This is a genomic window from Paenibacillus sp. 01T47, from assembly GCF_056398245.1.
This window is the reverse complement of record NZ_JBFTPA010000017.1, coordinates 21745-36907: the sequence shown is the minus strand read 5'-3', so window position 1 is coordinate 36907 and position 15163 is coordinate 21745. Positions and strand designations below refer to the sequence as shown.

Annotated in this window: 13 protein-coding genes; 5 read left to right on the top strand and 8 right to left on the bottom strand. The window is 46.6% G+C overall.

Annotated features, from left to right (window positions below):
- Nucleotides 1-112: 112 nt before the first annotated feature.
- Both AC1DOV_RS26140 and AC1DOV_RS26135 read left to right on the top strand, forming a co-directional pair.
- Entirely contained in the window at nt 113-1042 is a 930-nt protein-coding gene (locus tag AC1DOV_RS26140) for an ABC transporter ATP-binding protein (RefSeq protein WP_477551391.1), read from the top strand.
- A 5-nt stretch (nt 1043-1047) separates the two neighbouring features.
- On the top strand, nt 1048-2169 hold the full coding sequence (locus AC1DOV_RS26135) for an ABC transporter permease (protein ID WP_441880674.1): 1122 nt from the start codon (nt 1048-1050) through the stop codon (nt 2167-2169).
- 84 nt (nt 2170-2253) lie between these two features.
- Here AC1DOV_RS26135 and AC1DOV_RS26130 read toward each other — a convergent pair whose 3' ends face one another.
- The 7 genes from AC1DOV_RS26130 to AC1DOV_RS26100 all read right to left on the bottom strand — a co-directional run bounded on the left by AC1DOV_RS26130 (nt 2254) and on the right by AC1DOV_RS26100 (nt 11851).
- Complete coding sequence (locus AC1DOV_RS26130) at nt 2254-3324, bottom strand: cation diffusion facilitator family transporter (RefSeq protein WP_477551390.1); 1071 nt, start codon at nt 3322-3324, stop codon at nt 2254-2256.
- Nucleotides 3325-3556: 232 nt separating this feature from the next.
- The gene (locus tag AC1DOV_RS26125; protein WP_477551449.1) at nt 3557-5239 is read right to left on the bottom strand and encodes a glycerol-3-phosphate dehydrogenase/oxidase; all 1683 of its coding nucleotides are present in this window, start codon (nt 5237-5239) and stop codon (nt 3557-3559) included.
- A gap of 186 nt (nt 5240-5425) precedes the next feature.
- Nucleotides 5426-6916, bottom strand: coding sequence for a glycerol kinase GlpK (gene glpK, locus AC1DOV_RS26120; RefSeq protein WP_477551389.1), 1491 nt, complete (start codon nt 6914-6916; stop codon nt 5426-5428).
- A gap of 31 nt (nt 6917-6947) precedes the next feature.
- Nucleotides 6948-7502: a glycerol-3-phosphate responsive antiterminator gene (locus AC1DOV_RS26115; RefSeq protein ID WP_430063306.1), complete on the bottom strand. Its 555-nt coding sequence runs from the start codon at nt 7500-7502 to the stop codon at nt 6948-6950.
- Nucleotides 7503-7562: 60 nt separating this feature from the next.
- Nucleotides 7563-8582 (bottom strand): LacI family DNA-binding transcriptional regulator, encoded by a 1020-nt coding sequence (locus tag AC1DOV_RS26110; RefSeq protein ID WP_477551388.1) that lies wholly within the window; start codon nt 8580-8582, stop codon nt 7563-7565.
- Nucleotides 8583-8723: 141 nt separating this feature from the next.
- Nucleotides 8724-9092 (bottom strand): ArsR/SmtB family transcription factor, encoded by a 369-nt coding sequence (locus tag AC1DOV_RS26105; RefSeq protein WP_372238973.1) that lies wholly within the window; start codon nt 9090-9092, stop codon nt 8724-8726.
- 92 nt (nt 9093-9184) lie between these two features.
- Nucleotides 9185-11851 (bottom strand): family 78 glycoside hydrolase catalytic domain, encoded by a 2667-nt coding sequence (locus tag AC1DOV_RS26100; RefSeq protein ID WP_477551387.1) that lies wholly within the window; start codon nt 11849-11851, stop codon nt 9185-9187.
- A gap of 220 nt (nt 11852-12071) precedes the next feature.
- Here AC1DOV_RS26100 and AC1DOV_RS26095 point away from each other — a divergent pair, with 220 nt between their 5' ends.
- Genes AC1DOV_RS26095 through AC1DOV_RS26085 form a run of 3 tightly spaced genes read left to right on the top strand, consistent with a single transcriptional unit; the run spans nt 12072 to nt 13841 of the window.
- A complete protein-coding gene (locus tag AC1DOV_RS26095; protein WP_477510343.1) occupies nt 12072-12938 on the top strand; it encodes a helix-turn-helix domain-containing protein in 867 nt (288 codons plus the stop codon).
- A 49-nt stretch (nt 12939-12987) separates the two neighbouring features.
- Nucleotides 12988-13149, top strand: a complete 162-nt coding sequence (locus AC1DOV_RS26090) for a hypothetical protein (RefSeq protein ID WP_339204950.1) — start codon at nt 12988-12990, stop codon at nt 13147-13149.
- 47 nt (nt 13150-13196) lie between these two features.
- Nucleotides 13197-13841: a metal-dependent hydrolase gene (locus tag AC1DOV_RS26085; RefSeq protein ID WP_076267236.1), complete on the top strand. Its 645-nt coding sequence runs from the start codon at nt 13197-13199 to the stop codon at nt 13839-13841.
- Nucleotides 13842-13945: 104 nt separating this feature from the next.
- Here AC1DOV_RS26085 and AC1DOV_RS26080 read toward each other — a convergent pair whose 3' ends face one another.
- Nucleotides 13946-14929, bottom strand: a complete 984-nt coding sequence (locus tag AC1DOV_RS26080) for an alpha/beta hydrolase (protein WP_477551386.1) — start codon at nt 14927-14929, stop codon at nt 13946-13948.
- Nucleotides 14930-15163 lie beyond the last annotated feature (234 nt).

Genomic DNA, 15163 nt, shown 5'->3' with positions numbered 1-15163 from the left:
TTACATTACAAAAACAAAGCGTATGCTTTCGAAGTGAGTTTTGCTTCACAAAAACAAAGCGTATGCTTTCGAAGTCAGTTTTTGCTCCACAAAAACTTTAGGAGGTTACATAATGCCCGTATTAGAAGTGCGTAATTTACAAAAGAGCTTTGGATCAGTCAGCGCTGTAGCTGGCATTAGCTTCACCGTCGAGGCTGGAGAAGTGTTCACCATCATCGGTCCAAACGGCGCAGGAAAAACGACTACGCTTGAAATGATTGAAGGGCTGCAAAATCCTGATTCCGGCCAAATCGAATTCGGTTCTCTGAATTGGACAAAAAATAGTGAACAAATCAAGGTGTCCATCGGTGTTCAGCCTCAATCCAGCGCTTTGTTCGATTTATTGACGGTAGAAGAAAATTTAGATTTGTTCGCTACCTTTTATCCAAAATCCCGGCCAGCAGCAGAAGTGCTCGAAATGATTAATCTCACTGATCAGCGCAGCAAGCAGGTTAGGAAGCTCTCCGGCGGACAGAAACAACGGCTTGCCATCGGACTCGCCATGATTAATGACCCTACGATCATTTTTTTAGATGAGCCTACAACAGGACTTGATCCGCAGGCAAGACGAAATATATGGGACATTATTCTTAAGCTGAAGGAGCTAGGCAAAACAACCATCCTTACTACCCATTACATGGAAGAGGCGGAAAAGCTGAGTGACCGTGTATGCATTGTTGATCAAGGGAAAATCGTCACATTAGATACTCCAGCTGCTTTAATTGATCGGCTCACGAAGGAACGAGAGGTCAGACTTACCTTTATTGATGGCGCTGAGGCAGCTCTTGAGACTGAGAAAGTCGCTACACTCCACCATGCTGTCGTCCGAACGAATCGCGAAGGCGCTTCGCTCCAGCTATGGACGACCCAGCCTGAAGAAACATTGTATGAGCTGTTTGGATTTACAAAGGATCGCGGCTTCCGCGTCGAGCAAATTTCTATTCGTGAAATGAGCCTGGAAGATGTATTCATTGCCTTCACCGGCAAGGAATGGAGGGATTAAATTAAATGAACAGCACCAAACAATTTTCCAAAATGTTTAGCGCCCAGGTCAAAATGATGTTTCGCGAAAAACAAGTATGGTTTTGGAACATCTTTTTTCCGATAATTTTAATGGTATTGTTTATGGTCATTTTTGGCGGAGGCTCACCCGATAGCTTTAAAGCTACAATTGCCGTTGTTGATTCACAGCCGAATGCCAATTCGAGCATGCTGCTTGAGCAGCTGCGCCAAATCCCGGTATTCGAGTTCAAAGAAGAGCAGCCAATCACGAAGGAAGCCGGCAATACGCTCATTGAGAAACAAGATATCGATGCGCTCATTATTTTGCCTGAATCCGATAGCTCCACGACAATGCAGCTCGTTGTAAACAAAGCCAATGAGCAAGGCGCTACCACCCAGGCTATTGCCGGCATTTTGGATCAATTTATTCAACAGACGAATTGGACCGTTGCCAAAGCTACGCCAACATTCAGCTTAACTAGACAATCCATTTCGCAAGGCTCCGAGGATTTGAATTACGCGGACTTCCTGCTGACAGGCATGATCGGTCTAACACTCGCGCAGGGTGGTCTGTTCGGCATGGTCAGTCTAGTTGAGATGCGCAGAAAGGGACTGATGAAGCGGCTTCGCATGACGCCAGCAAAAATGGGCCTTTACGGGCTGGCAGGCGTAATTGTAAAGCTGTTGCTCGGCGTTTTTCAAATCATTATTTTAACATTGATTGGCGTATTCGGTTTTGGCGCAAATCTTCATATTAATGTATTAAGCTTAGTTATTGCTTTCTTTGCAGGCGCACTCGTATTTAATGCGATGGGTTATTTATTCTCTTCCTTCAGTAAATCTATAGAAGCTTATATGGGGATATCCAACATTACCAGCATGCTCATGATGTTTCTTAGCGGTGTATTTATCCCACTCGAAATCATGCCAAACTGGCTGCAGCCGATTGCACAAATTTTGCCGCTTACTTACTTCGTGGAGGGCATGCGGGATGGTCTCATATACAATTCCGGGATCGTTTCAACCTCATTCTGGATCGGTATTGGCATTATGGTCACATGGGGCGTTGTGTCCTTCTTAATCGGCTCCCAAGTGTATAAATCGAAATCAGCTGTGGAAGCAGCCTAGTCGTAATCATAAGCTAAAAAATAGGGCTGTCACAAAAGTAGATCATCCTACTGAAGTGACAGCCCTATTTTACGATAATCGGATCTATACCTTGCAAGCAGAGTGCTTCAATTGCGATTTCTCGATTTGAATCGTCGAATGATCAATTTGGAACCTGTCGGCTAGATGTTGAATCGCTTCCTGAAGAATCACTTGGCAATCCTTCTCATCCTCAACAATAAGATGGCAGCTTAAGGAGTCTATTCCCGATGTTATCGTCCAAATATGAAGATCGTGAACGTCTTTGACACCTTGAATGTCTAGCAGTGCTTCTTTAACCTGCTCAGCATTCACATGAGCTGGCGTTCCCTCCATCAGAATATGAACGGTTGATTTAATCACTCCCCATGCGCTTCGCAAAATAAGAAGAGCAACCACTACACTAATGATTGGATCAGCGATATACCACGAAAATGAATACATCAAAATGCCGGCAATGATCGCGCCTACCGAACCAATGGCATCTCCGATGACATGAAGATATGCACTGCGAACATTTAGATTGTCCTTCACATCCGCCTTCCGCATAAGAAACCATGCACTTGCTATATTAGCCAGCAAACCGATACCAGCTATAATCATCATCGACCCGCTCGCGACGGTCGGCGGTTCACCGAACCGCTTGATTGCCTCCGCAATGATAAACGCGGCGATAACGAACAGTGTAATGCCATTAAACAAGGCTGCCAATATTTCAAAACGATGAAATCCATAAGTGCGGTTAGAAGAAGATGGACGCACGGCAATCCACATTGCTGCCAAGCTTAACGCCAGTGCCGCCGTATCGCTCAGCATATGCCCTGAATCAGACAATAGCGCCAACGAGTTCGTCACAAGTCCCCCTACAAATTCCAGAACCATAATACCTGCTGTAATAATAAGTGCGATCAGCAGTCCCGCTTTGTTATTCGGAGCATGAGAATGTCCATGATGACCATGACCATGCGAGTGACCATGGTGGTGACCGTGATGGCTGTGATTCCCATGCGAATGTTTAGCTGCTTTCTGTTCATGGTTATGGTCGCATGCTCCATCTCCATGATCATGTTGATGGTTTTCCGCAATGGCTGCTGTTTTTAAATTTTCCCCTAGTTTCTCGCTTTGTGATCCGTTCATAGTTCTCTCCCCCAATCCATTCCAACAGACTCTATTAGTTTGCTTCTAAACCAACTATTTCATGAATGCAATCGAATTTCTATAACATATGAATACATGCTCATATGTTATTAAATTTATTATATGTAATTTATGCTAATGTTGCAACAACTTTTACGCACAAAAAAAAGAGGCGCATCTCTGCACCTCCATTTCTATCGGATTCCGGTGATCTAACGAATATCGAAGCAGTTTAGCCTTTCAGCGGCTCTACTGCTTCAACCAGCTTTTCTTCCAGCTCCAATGTATAAGCAGTCCGCTGCTCATCGTTCCACTGAAGACGATTCGCCATCGCGGCTATGACCTGTGTTTTCCACTGCTGAACATATCCAATTCGGAAAAACAAATCACCCGTGCGGCGAATAAAGAAATCGGTTGGCTTCACTGTCATTTCCGCCTCTATGGCGTAACGAAGCTGTACCGCTAGTATGAGCGGCAATTCAAAGGTTTCCGCCCAAGCGCCTGTGCTTTGCGCCAGTGAGAACAGCTGATCCACGTTTGAGCCATAACGCTGCGCCAGAAAAGCAGACTCTTCCTTGCTGAAGCCATAATGTGCTCCCTCTGCTGATTTCTTCTGAACAAAAGGCTCAAAACCTTTTGAACCGCCTAAGTCCCCGCCTGACATCGTAATCGTCTTGGTTTCGCTTTTGGCAAAAGCTTTGCTGCCGCCCTCCTGCCCGAGCAGTTCAACTACTTTATCTACAACGGTTTCAGCCATCTTGCGATAACCCGTCAACTTGCCGCCCGCAATCGAAATCAGTCCGGAATCCGATACAAAAATCTCATCACGACGCGATATTTCCGAAGGCGATTTTCCTTCTTGCTGTATAAGCGGGCGAAGGCCTGCCCAGCTTGATTCCACATCTGCTTCTACAAGCTTCAGATCTGGGAACATAAAGTTAACAGCTTGCAGCAAATAAGTGCGATCCTCCAGCGTCATCACTGGATTGACGGTATTGCCCTTATAGTTGGTATCCGTCGTACCAAAATACGTTTTTCCGGCGCGCGGAATCGCGAATACCATGCGGCCATCCGGCGTATCGAAGTAGACGGCTTGGCGCAATGGGAAACGACTCTGGTCGAAGACCACATGAACGCCTTTTGTCAGACGGAGCGTTTTCCCCTTCTTCGATCCATCAATTTGACGAATATCATCGACCCAAGGGCCCGTAGCATTAATGACTTTAGTTGCCTTCAACTCATATTCAGCGCCGTTAATCAAATCTTTAACCAACGTGCCTGTTATTTTACCGTCTTTGCCATAACGAAGCGTCTCTACCTTGGCATAGTTCACCGACAATGCGCCGGTTTCTACCGCTTTCTTCATCACTTCTATCGTTAGCCGTGCATCATCGGTACGGTATTCCACATAATATCCGCTGCCCTTTAAGCCATCCCGCTTCAAAAGAGGTTCCTTAAACAGCGTATCCTCTACGTTCAGCATCATCCGGCGCTCTTTTCGTTTGACGCCAGCTAGAAAATCGTAAACGCGCAAACCAATCGATGTTGAGAATTTACCGAAGGTGCCGCCCTTATAAAGCGGAAGCAGCATCCATTCCGGTGTCGTAACATGCGGCCCGTTCTCATATACGATTGCCCGCTCCTTGCCAACCTCGGCTACGACACCAATCTCTAGCTGCTTCAAGTAACGCAAACCGCCATGGACCAGCTTCGTCGAACGGCTAGAGGTCCCAGCTGCAAAATCCTGCATCTCCACTAAAGCCACTTTCATACCGCGCGCAGCAGCATCAAGCGCAATGCCCGCGCCAGTAATTCCTCCACCTATGACGAGTACATCCAGCTGTGATTGCTGCATCTGCTTCAGTACTTGCTCACGATTTTGGGCGGCAAATATTTCTTTATTATGAATGGTCATCATTATTTCCTCCCGATTGTCTATTTATTATTGTTCTGCCATTTACAGTTCATTACTCATGAATGAATCTAAATAAACAAAAAAACCACTCAAACCGCTCCCCAATCCCTAAAAAGGGTGTGGAAGCGGTTCTCGTGGTTTCTCCAGATCTCCAACCGTTATTAACTTGCCATTAGTATAGCATAATTATTGCGCGAAAGCCATGGCCGCTCGGACTGCACGATGCCATCCGCTGTATAAATCGGTACGTGTCTCCTCTTCCATAGCAGGCTTAAATACTCTATCTACCTGTCTCAGCTTAGCCAGCTCCTCGCGGTTTTGCCAGAAGCCTACCGCAAGTCCGGCTAAATATGCAGCTCCAAGTGCTGTAGATTCATTTACTACTGGACGCTCCACGGGAACGCCAAGCAGATCACTTTGGAATTGCATAAGCATGTTGTTGGCAACGGCTCCGCCGTCTACACAAAGCGACTCCAGCGGCAAACCTGATTCCTCCTCCATAACGGAGAGAACATCTTTGGTCTGGTAAGCCAGCGACTCTAATACTGCACGGACAAAATGTGCCTTGGATGTCCTCCGCGTGAGTCCAAATACGGCTCCTCTAACATCGCTATTCCAGTACGGCGTACCGAGTCCAACAAATGCCGGCACGACATAAACGCCGTCCGAGGACTCCACCTGCTCCGCCAGAGCTTCCGTCTCGGAAGCCGATTCAATGAGCTCTAGACCATCTCTAAGCCACTGAATCGCAGCACCTGCCACAAATACGCTGCCTTCAAGCGCATACTCCAGCTTGCCATCAACCTCCCACGCAATCGTGGTGAGCAGCCCCTTCTCGGAGACGATTGCTTTGGTGCCCGTATTCATTAACATGAAGCATCCCGTACCATATGTGTTTTTTGTATTTCCTTCTGCATAAGCATTTTGACCAAACAAAGCTGCTTGCTGATCACCAGCTGCTCCTGCAACAGGAATTTTGCGTCCGACTATTTCATCAACCACATGTCCGTAAACTTCAGAGGAAGATCGAACCTCCGGCAGCATCGCTTTAGGAATGTTCAAAATATGCAGAAGCTCAACGTCCCAGCTCCGCTCATGGATGTTGAACATAAGCGTTCTAGAAGCATTCGAAACATCCGTTACATGCACCTGTCCGCCGGTTAAATTCCAGATCAGCCACGTATCAATCGTGCCAAAGAGCAGCTCGCCTTTCTCAGCACGCTCGCGTGCGCCCTCCACATGCTCAAGCAGCCAACTCACCTTCGTGCCTGAGAAATAAGCATCAATGAGCAGGCCCGTCTTCTCATGAAACTGTTGCTCATAACCGCTTTTCTTAAGACCATCACTAATTTCCGCCGTTTGGCGGGATTGCCATACGATCGCGTTATGAATCGGTTGACCCGTCGTTTTGTCCCAGACAACGGTTGTTTCCCGTTGATTCGTAATACCGATTCCAGCAATTTGCTCAGCGGTAATGCCTGTTTTGGCCAGCAGCTCTGCCATTACCTTTTTCGTCGACTGCCATATAAACATAGCATCTGCTTCTACCCATCCTGCATGCGGGTAAGACAGCGGAAGCTCTTCTCTTGCTATATCTACAATGGTTCCACTCTTATCCACGAGCAGCGCGCGCGTGCTGGTTGTGCCCTGATCGAGCGATAACATATACGTTTCCACTTGAACCCCTCCTTCACTTGTCAGATTCCGCTTATTTTCCTAGCTTCCACAGCTCTTTCCGTGATGTCGTTATCGCCGAAGCTCCCGCTTCAAGCGCCTGGCTGACATGCGCCTCCGTACGAATTAGTCCTCCCGCTATAATCGGAATGCCGCTCCGCTGTTTCACTTCACTTATAATATCCGGTATAACACCCGGCAGTACCTCAATGAAATCAGGACGATTTTTGTCCAGCACCGTATAACTTCTCTCCAAAGCATCCGAATCAATAAGAAATAATCGCTGAATGGCAATCAGTCCATTCTGCTTCGTACGACCAATAACGCTGGAACGCGTCGAGATAATGCCTGCAGGCCTAATAGACTGGCATAGAAACTCTGCCGCGTATTCATCGTTTTTCAAGCCATCGATCAAATCGGCATGCAGCAGTACCTTTTTGTTATGCTGACTCGCCAAGTCAACGATATGCTTTAATTGCCCCAAATGCCCACCAAGGAGCACCATGTATGAAAAAGGCGAGGCAAGCACCGCTTCCACATCCTTCAGCTTATGCACTGCCGGTAATACGTTTTGCCCGTTTAGCAACATCGACATCTTGCCACCTCCGCTCGAATGCTTGGATTGTACTCGTCTTAGCGGCTGCTTTATTCAGCGCTTCACTCGTTTAATGCTGCTCTCGCGTTCCTGCAGCTTGGTCGGCAATACGATCTTTTTCGCAATATCCCGCTTTGAAGCCAGACGATCAGCAAGCAGCTCAACAGCCGTCTCGCCCATATACTCCATATGCACCTTAACCGTCGTAAGCGGCGGCTGCAAAAAGGCTGAAATTGCGATATCATTGTAGCCAACAATTGAAATATCTTCTGGCACCCGAAGCTTCGCTTCATGGAGTGCTCGGAGGGCGCCGACGGCCATAGAATCATTTTCGATAAAAAAAGCGGTTGGCACTTTATTCGCTTTTATCGCTTGCTGCATCAGCTTATATCCGTCTTCGGAATACAAATGCTCTCCCGTATAAACAAGTTCTGCATCATACAGCCCTTTATCAGTCATTCGTTCTATAAAAACATGCTCACGCTCATCACGCACACGCTTATTATTTACTAAGTTATGCCCGCCAATATAACCGATTTCTGTGTGGCCAAGGCGAGTTAGATAATCAATCACTTCTGAAACCGACTTTCCTATATCAATTACAACAGAATCAAATCGATTGTCATCTGGGGAAGAATCAACGAACACAATAAGCTCCAGCCCCTCTGGAAAACGGTTCAGATCCTCTTTCTCGAAGCGCCCGATTGCGATGATGCCATCAAACGACTCGCCTCGCCAATCTTTCTCGTCAGAGTGGACTTGCATAAACAATTTTACCAAATCCATATTTCTATGGAAGCACTCTCGCTCGATTCCTAGCCGAATGGCCATGTAATAAGGATCAAGCATTTCCTCTTGATCAGAATACCAGTTCACAAGACCAACCCGGTAACGCTCTTTAAGCCCCGCACCGTTACGTTGGCGCAGCGTCTTGTAATTCAATTGCTGCGCGATTTCAAATATACGTTTGCGTGTCTCATCTGCAACCGATATGGCTGGATCATAATTAAGCACCCGCGACACGGTCGCAATTGAAACCTTTGCTTTTAATGCAATCTCTTTAATTGTAGCCATATTACCTTTCCTTCCTGCTAACCCGTGACGATAAGTAAAATTATACTTTAATTTTACTAAAAATCAATAAAATCCATTTGAATAAAACAAAAGCTGCTCCCCATGGTTGCTAACCGTGAAGAGCAGCTTTTGTTTGATATATTATTCATGCTTCAAATGCTGAAGCGTCAGCATAAAGACTTGTTCTACATGATCATCATCGAGCGAATAAAAGACGGTTTTCCCGACTTTCCTGCGCTTGACGATACGCATGTTTCGCAGCAGCCGTAGCTGATGAGAAACCGCCGATTGCCCCATGGAGAGCACCTCAGTCAAATCATGAACGCAAAGTTCAGACTGCACTAGCGCATGGATAATCTTCACTCGCGTGGGATCGCCAAGCGCCTTGAACAAATCAGCCAACTGAGCAGCTGTTGTTTCATTAATCATTTTGCTTCTAACATTCTCTATGTTTACCTCAGAGCCTGCGCACGAATCATCACATGCTGCGACAACTTGATTATCCATCATCATCCCACCAACCCTATTCATCCTAAAGCATATTATAACATGTTTCGGTTGATGGGGTGAATTTGAAATACCTGCTTGCAGCTTGCACTGATCTACCAAGCAAATCGATAGCTGCCAGACCCTGCTTGTATCGTAACGCCTGCCTCGGTCTCAGCTGCTGATGTTATTCCCGCACTTTCGGCAAGCAACCCGCCACTCTCCGTTACCTTCGTTCCCGATTCCGCACCTGGCAAACGAATTTCCGCAGTGGTATTCGAAGGAATTGTCACATCAAGCGTGAAGTGCCCCTCTTCCGATTTGGACCATTTTGAGCTAACTGAGCCATATACCGTCTCAATCTTCCCTTCCGCCCACGTCAGCCCTTCGCCCGGAAGCGGTGCGATGACGATTCGTTTATAGCCAGGAGCAGCTTCCACCGTTTGAATGCCCGCTACCGTCCGGTACATCCAATCGCCAATCGCTCCGTACGCATAATGATTAAATGAGTTCATATCCTTGCTCCAGAAGCTTCCGTCTTCCTTGATACCGTCCCAATGCTCCCAAATCGTCGTAGCGCCTTTGGTCACAGGGTACAGCCAGGATGGATAGGTTTGCTGAAGAAGCAGCCTATACGCCACGTCGTTTTTACCAAAAGCACTAAGCACATGGTTCAAGTAAGGAGTACCGACAAAACCTGTCGTCAGATGGTCTTTGCTTTGCTCAATCAGCTCTGTCAGCTTGGCAATAGCGCGTTTCTCTGCTGCTTCATCCAAGAGTCCAAACATCAAGGCTAACACTTGAGCCGTTTGCGTGGGAACAGCCAGCCGTCCAGCACCTGTTACAAACTCTTCTCTAAGCGCTGCTACAATATTGTCGTATAGTTCCGAGTATCTCTTCGCATCTGTATCCTTGTTGAGCACAGCTGCCGTCTTCTGAACGATGGATACCGAGTAGGCATAAAAGGCTGTCGCGATAAAATCCCGATCCGTTGCCCCTACATAATCGCCCGACTTGGCATCAAGTCCAAGCCAATCCCCGAAGTGAAAACCTGTATTCCATAAAAACTCATTTTCGCCTTGGCTCTGAATATACGATACCCACGCCTGCATGCTGTCATATTGCTCTTCTAATATCCGTTTGTCTCCGTAACAAATATATAACGTCCAAGGGCAAATCACTGCTGCATCCCCCCATGCTGCCGAGGACATGTCATTCTCGCCCAGCACCTGAGGAACCACGAATGGAACGCCGCCGTCTTCTGCTTGATCCGCCTCTACATCACGCAGCCACTTCGTGAAAAAAGGAGCGACGTTTGATAAATAGGATGCCGTTTGAATGAACATTTGCGCATCGCCGGTCCAACCGAGACGCTCATCCCGCTGTGGGCAGTCGGTCGGTACGTCAAGGAAATTCCCCTTGAGGCCCCATTTGATATTATGCTGAAGCTGATTGACAAGCGGTTCAGAGCACTGAAACTCACCGGTTTCCTCCATATCCGAATGCAGCACAACACCTGTAAAATCATCAAGCTTAATGCTCTCTGTTTCAGGGAAGCCAATCAGCTGCACATATCGAAAGCCTTGAAACGTAAAGCGCGGCTCATACGTTTCAGTCTCTCCGCCCTTCAGCACATATCGAATCATTTGTTTTGCCGCACGCAGGTTTTCGGTGTAGAAATTGCCTTCCTGATCAAGCACCTCTGCATGCAGCAGTGCTACCTCGGAGCCCGCTTCTCCCTTTACCGCAAACTGCACCCAGCCAACCATGTTTTGGCCAAAATCAAGCACGGTTTCCCCTTTGGGTGTCGTAATCAGAGCAATCGGCTTTAACCTCTCCTGCTTGCGAACAGGCTCATTTACCTGCGGCCTAAGCATATGCTTCTCATGCTGAACCACTTCAACCGCCTGCCACTCTCTCGCATTGTCATCATAAGCGGCTGTACTCCAGCCCTCTTGTTCCAGGCGTGCATCATACGTTTCGCCATGATAAATTTCCGAGAACTGAACTGGACTGACCGCAGCCTTCCACTTCGTATCGGATACAATGACCTCTTCACGTCCATCCTCGTAAACGATGTGCATTTGCAGCAGCAGCGCCAAACGATCGCCGTATACGCAGCGCTGATTGCCCCACGCCAAGTTCCCTTTGTACCAGCCGTTTCCAAGGGAAGCGCCAATTGCATTCCCGCCTAATTTCAGCAGATCAGTCACATCATAAGTTTGCGTTTGCAGCGTATGATTGTAACTCGTCCAGCCCGGCGCAAAATAACTATCGCCAACTCGCTGCCCGTTCAGCTCTAGCTCATATATGCCGAGCGCAGTCGCATAAACCCGCGCTTCCTTCACTTTGCCTGTGAGCTCAAAGCTTCTCCTCATTAGCGGGCTAGGCTCCGCCTCAATTGGCAGCATCGCAAGCGGTGCAGCGATCCAGTCGCCAAGCCACTCGTCTGGACTAAGCAGTCCCATTTCCCAGAAGGCAACAGCAGACCAAGCGGTTGCATCTCCATCTTGATTCCAAGCCCGAACACGATAATAATAGCGTTTACAGGATTCACCGACAAAAGAGTCCAGCTCAACATGCGTTGACTGCTCGCTGTTTACGCGTGCTGACTGCCATAGGATCGATGCAAAGTCTGGTTCTGCCGCAATCTCAATCTCGTAAGCCGTTTGAATAACTGCCCTCTCATCAGAATATAATTTCCATCCTAAACGAGGTTTTGCCACTCCGATTCCAATTGGGTTTTGCTGATATTCACAATATACTGCGCTAATTTCAAACATCCTATAATCCTCCTTAAGATCATTTATAACTTTTAATTGATTGCCCGAGCTTATAATAGAGTTGGCGCCCTTTTTTTTGAGTGTTCGCCTTCCTTGCCACAACGCTTTACACTATAATTATAAAAAAGCATGCTTGAAAAATGTTGGGTAAAACGGACAATATCATGCGGCAAACAGGACATTTTCACAAAATGTAGAACTTGCGCAGGGAGAGCTCACGATGAACCATCCCGTAGAAACATACCGTGGAGAGTACTTTTTTCAGAACAACCAGCTGCTTTATGTTAATCGTGCAAGCGAAAGCATCATGAGCCCCTATCATGATCACGATTTTCTCGAATGCGTATATATTGCAGAAGGAGCCGGCTATCACCATATCGGAGATCAGGTGCATAAGGTGCGGAAAGGTCAGGTATTTTTCATCCCTATCGGTATTTCTCATGTGTTCAGGCCGATCTCCTCCGACCAAGCCCGCAACCCATTAAGCGTATTCAACTGCGTCTTTTCTCCATTGCTGCTGCATAAGCTTAGTGCATTCGCTTCCGATTATCGCAGCGTGCAGTTTATTAATGATATGGAAAGCGGCAATTTTCCCTATTATTCTTGTATGGATACAAATAGTCAGTTTGAGAAGCTCTTTCTATCCTTGCATAGAGAATTTGAACTGACTCAGAGCGGCTCGTCCGATTACTTGCATACGCTGCTGCTCCAACTGCTCATTACTCTGCAGCGCTCTGTTGCTAGCGATCCGGAAGTTACGGCTCGTGCGCCGCAGCAGCTGGAATTTATAAAGCTGTTAAATGATCTTGATCAGCGTTTCCAGCAGGAGCTGACCCTAGCCAAGCTGGCCGAAACAAGCGGCTGGAGCGAGCGTCATCTGCAGCGGCTCTTTCAGCAGTATACGAAACAAAGCTTTCATCGTTATTTGCAAAATTTGCGTATCCAAAAAAGCCAGGAGCTGCTTCGCGGCTCTCAGCTAAAAATCAGTACCATTGCCGAAATGGTTGGCTATCGCGATATTCATTCTTTTAACGCATTGTTCAAAAGGTGCACCGGCATGACGCCTAGCGTCTATCGTAGAGGCTAGAGAATAACCTCAGCTGGCATGCCTAAGCAGAAGGAGGTTCAATATCATCATGTTTACTCTAAAAGAAAAGCTCTATTTGCTTCAGCTGCTGAAGCAGCAAAATCGGAAACGTTTATTTGGCTTTGGCAAAAAAGACCCGGCGCATGATCGGCTGGTAGAGAAGCTGGAGCAAATGGTTCGAAACGAGCAAGTTAACAAAGAACAACTATAATAGACTGCCATATTTCATGCCACGCATAGTCAGTCACAGGAGGAATTATGACAGGAAAGACCCATCTTGCCATCGGAGCAGCTGTTGGCGCAGCCGCTTCTGTTTATTATCCCTTTACGATCGAGCACGCCGCTTTGTACATTGCCGTAGCCGGATTTTCAGCACTAAGCGCTGATCTTGACGGACCAAGCATGCTCAGCACCAAGCTCAGCAAGCTATCGAAGCTCATTCGTGAGCTTACGCTTTGGTCCGGGTGCCTGCTAGCCGGAATCGTTGCCTATTATTTTTTCACAGATCAATCTCCATCACCGGTGTACATAGGCGTCGCAGCCGCTATCTTCCTGCTGGGTCTTGTTGCTAAACAAGGCGTGATCCGAAATGTACTTGCCAGCGCAGTTGGCTGTGCGGTGATGTACGCAGGCTACTACTACCAAATGAACTGGCTCATCGGCTTCGGACTGTTTTCAGCTTGGGTGCCTTGGCTGAAGCACCGCGGTATGACGCATACAATATGGGCCGTCCCAATTTGGGGATATATCGGCCTTGGACTGGAAAACCAGCTTCAAATCGAAGGGATCGCGATCGTGGCTATGCTCGGTTATTTATCTCATCTCGTAGCGGACACACTCACGCCAAGCGGCGTAAAGTGGCTATATCCGCTTACGAAAAAATCTTTTAAAATCCGTTTATAATCTAAAATAAAAGCGGCAGCCTGGACGAGTTACCAACGTCCGAGACTGCCGCTTTTTATTTAGCTCAATATCTTCTTGATCAGCAACTACTTCTAAATAATCATCTACTTGTCTTGTTTTACTTGCTCCATAAATGCCCGGAAGTTCTCTGCGATTTCTTTTGATTTAGTATGGTGCAAATAATGACCACCTTCAAAGGTCATCACTTTGCCATGAACAGAATCTTTTATTTGCTCTTCATGCAGCGGTATCCAACCTTTTACGCCTGTATTATTCGCTTGTATAAAGAAAATAAGGGGAAGTTCTTTTGGGAATGATAAGCTTCGAGCTGCAACAAAATTGGGATAAAGATTTTCCAATTCATTCAAGCTGGTGTTATTAAACATGTTTTTGTTTGACAGCATCTTCATTTGTTTTTTTGTTTCATCATCATATGGCATCCCAGCAAACGGATCCTCTCCAAAACTCGTCATCAATCTGCCGAAACCTGATTGTTTGAGCAGTTTAAAAGTTCCTAATGGCAATTTTTTATCCATACCGCCTTGCGCTGGAACACTCGTATCGATCCCGACAAATGCACTCACTTCGTTTGGATATTTGTTCACATAATCAAGTCCGTAAATGCCTGTAATGGAGTGACCCATTAGAATAAAACGGTCAATATTAAGGCTTTGCAGCGCTTCATGAACTTCACCTACAATATTATCTGTGGTTCGTTCTTTGTCGGTTCTATCACTTAATCCATAACCAAAAGGCTCAACCACGACAACTTTGTAAAATGGCGACAGCTCTTCAATTAGCGGCTTAAAATCAAGCGCTGGTGTCGCAGTTCCTTGGCCAGGCAGGAGCACGATTGTTTCTTCGCCTTGTCCCTGAATCAGAACATTCATATTTTTCCCGTCTACCTTTACAGACTGACCATAGGGTTTTATTTTACCTTCTTCTGATTTGCTGCTGATCTTATTAACGACAAATACTGTAGCTACAAAAAGGACGATTGCTATAACTATTACTGCTAATACTTTAAGTAAAATGAACAATATTTTTTTCATTTTACTGGCTGGTTTTTTACCTGTTTCCAAATCCATTTTCTTTACCTCTCGTATGCTCACTCTCATCTTCTCCTGTCATTAACTCTATGTTGGGCTTTCTTAATGGGCCGCTAAAGAAAGCTTATACGACGAAGATGTACTCCGCGTGACGTCAATATGAACTGAATATGAACAACAAAAAAATGCTGCAGCAACACATGCCAAGAGCTTGCACATGCTGCCGCAGCATAGAGTAAACGAGCGATGTCAACTAATACAATACGAATCGAA

What these genes read in the sequence shown, in the direction of transcription:
- AC1DOV_RS26140 (WP_477551391.1), top strand. Translation starts at nt 113, where the DNA reads ATGCCCGTATTAGAAGTGCGTAATTTACAAAAGAGCTTTGGATCAGTC.
- AC1DOV_RS26135 (WP_441880674.1), top strand. Translation starts at nt 1,048, where the DNA reads ATGAACAGCACCAAACAATTTTCCAAAATGTTTAGCGCCCAGGTCAAA.
- AC1DOV_RS26130 (WP_477551390.1), bottom strand. Translation starts at nt 3,324, where the DNA reads ATGAACGGATCACAAAGCGAGAAACTAGGGGAAAATTTAAAAACAGCA.
- AC1DOV_RS26125 (WP_477551449.1), bottom strand. Translation starts at nt 5,239, where the DNA reads ATGACCATTCATAATAAAGAAATATTTGCCGCCCAAAATCGTGAGCAA.
- AC1DOV_RS26115 (WP_430063306.1), bottom strand. Translation starts at nt 7,502, where the DNA reads ATGTTGCTAAACGGGCAAAACGTATTACCGGCAGTGCATAAGCTGAAG.
- AC1DOV_RS26110 (WP_477551388.1), bottom strand. Translation starts at nt 8,582, where the DNA reads ATGGCTACAATTAAAGAGATTGCATTAAAAGCAAAGGTTTCAATTGCG.
- AC1DOV_RS26105 (WP_372238973.1), bottom strand. Translation starts at nt 9,092, where the DNA reads ATGATGGATAATCAAGTTGTCGCAGCATGTGATGATTCGTGCGCAGGC.
- AC1DOV_RS26100 (WP_477551387.1), bottom strand. Translation starts at nt 11,851, where the DNA reads ATGTTTGAAATTAGCGCAGTATATTGTGAATATCAGCAAAACCCAATT.
- AC1DOV_RS26095 (WP_477510343.1), top strand. Translation starts at nt 12,072, where the DNA reads ATGAACCATCCCGTAGAAACATACCGTGGAGAGTACTTTTTTCAGAAC.
- AC1DOV_RS26090 (WP_339204950.1), top strand. Translation starts at nt 12,988, where the DNA reads ATGTTTACTCTAAAAGAAAAGCTCTATTTGCTTCAGCTGCTGAAGCAG.
- AC1DOV_RS26085 (WP_076267236.1), top strand. Translation starts at nt 13,197, where the DNA reads ATGACAGGAAAGACCCATCTTGCCATCGGAGCAGCTGTTGGCGCAGCC.
- AC1DOV_RS26080 (WP_477551386.1), bottom strand. Translation starts at nt 14,929, where the DNA reads ATGGATTTGGAAACAGGTAAAAAACCAGCCAGTAAAATGAAAAAAATA.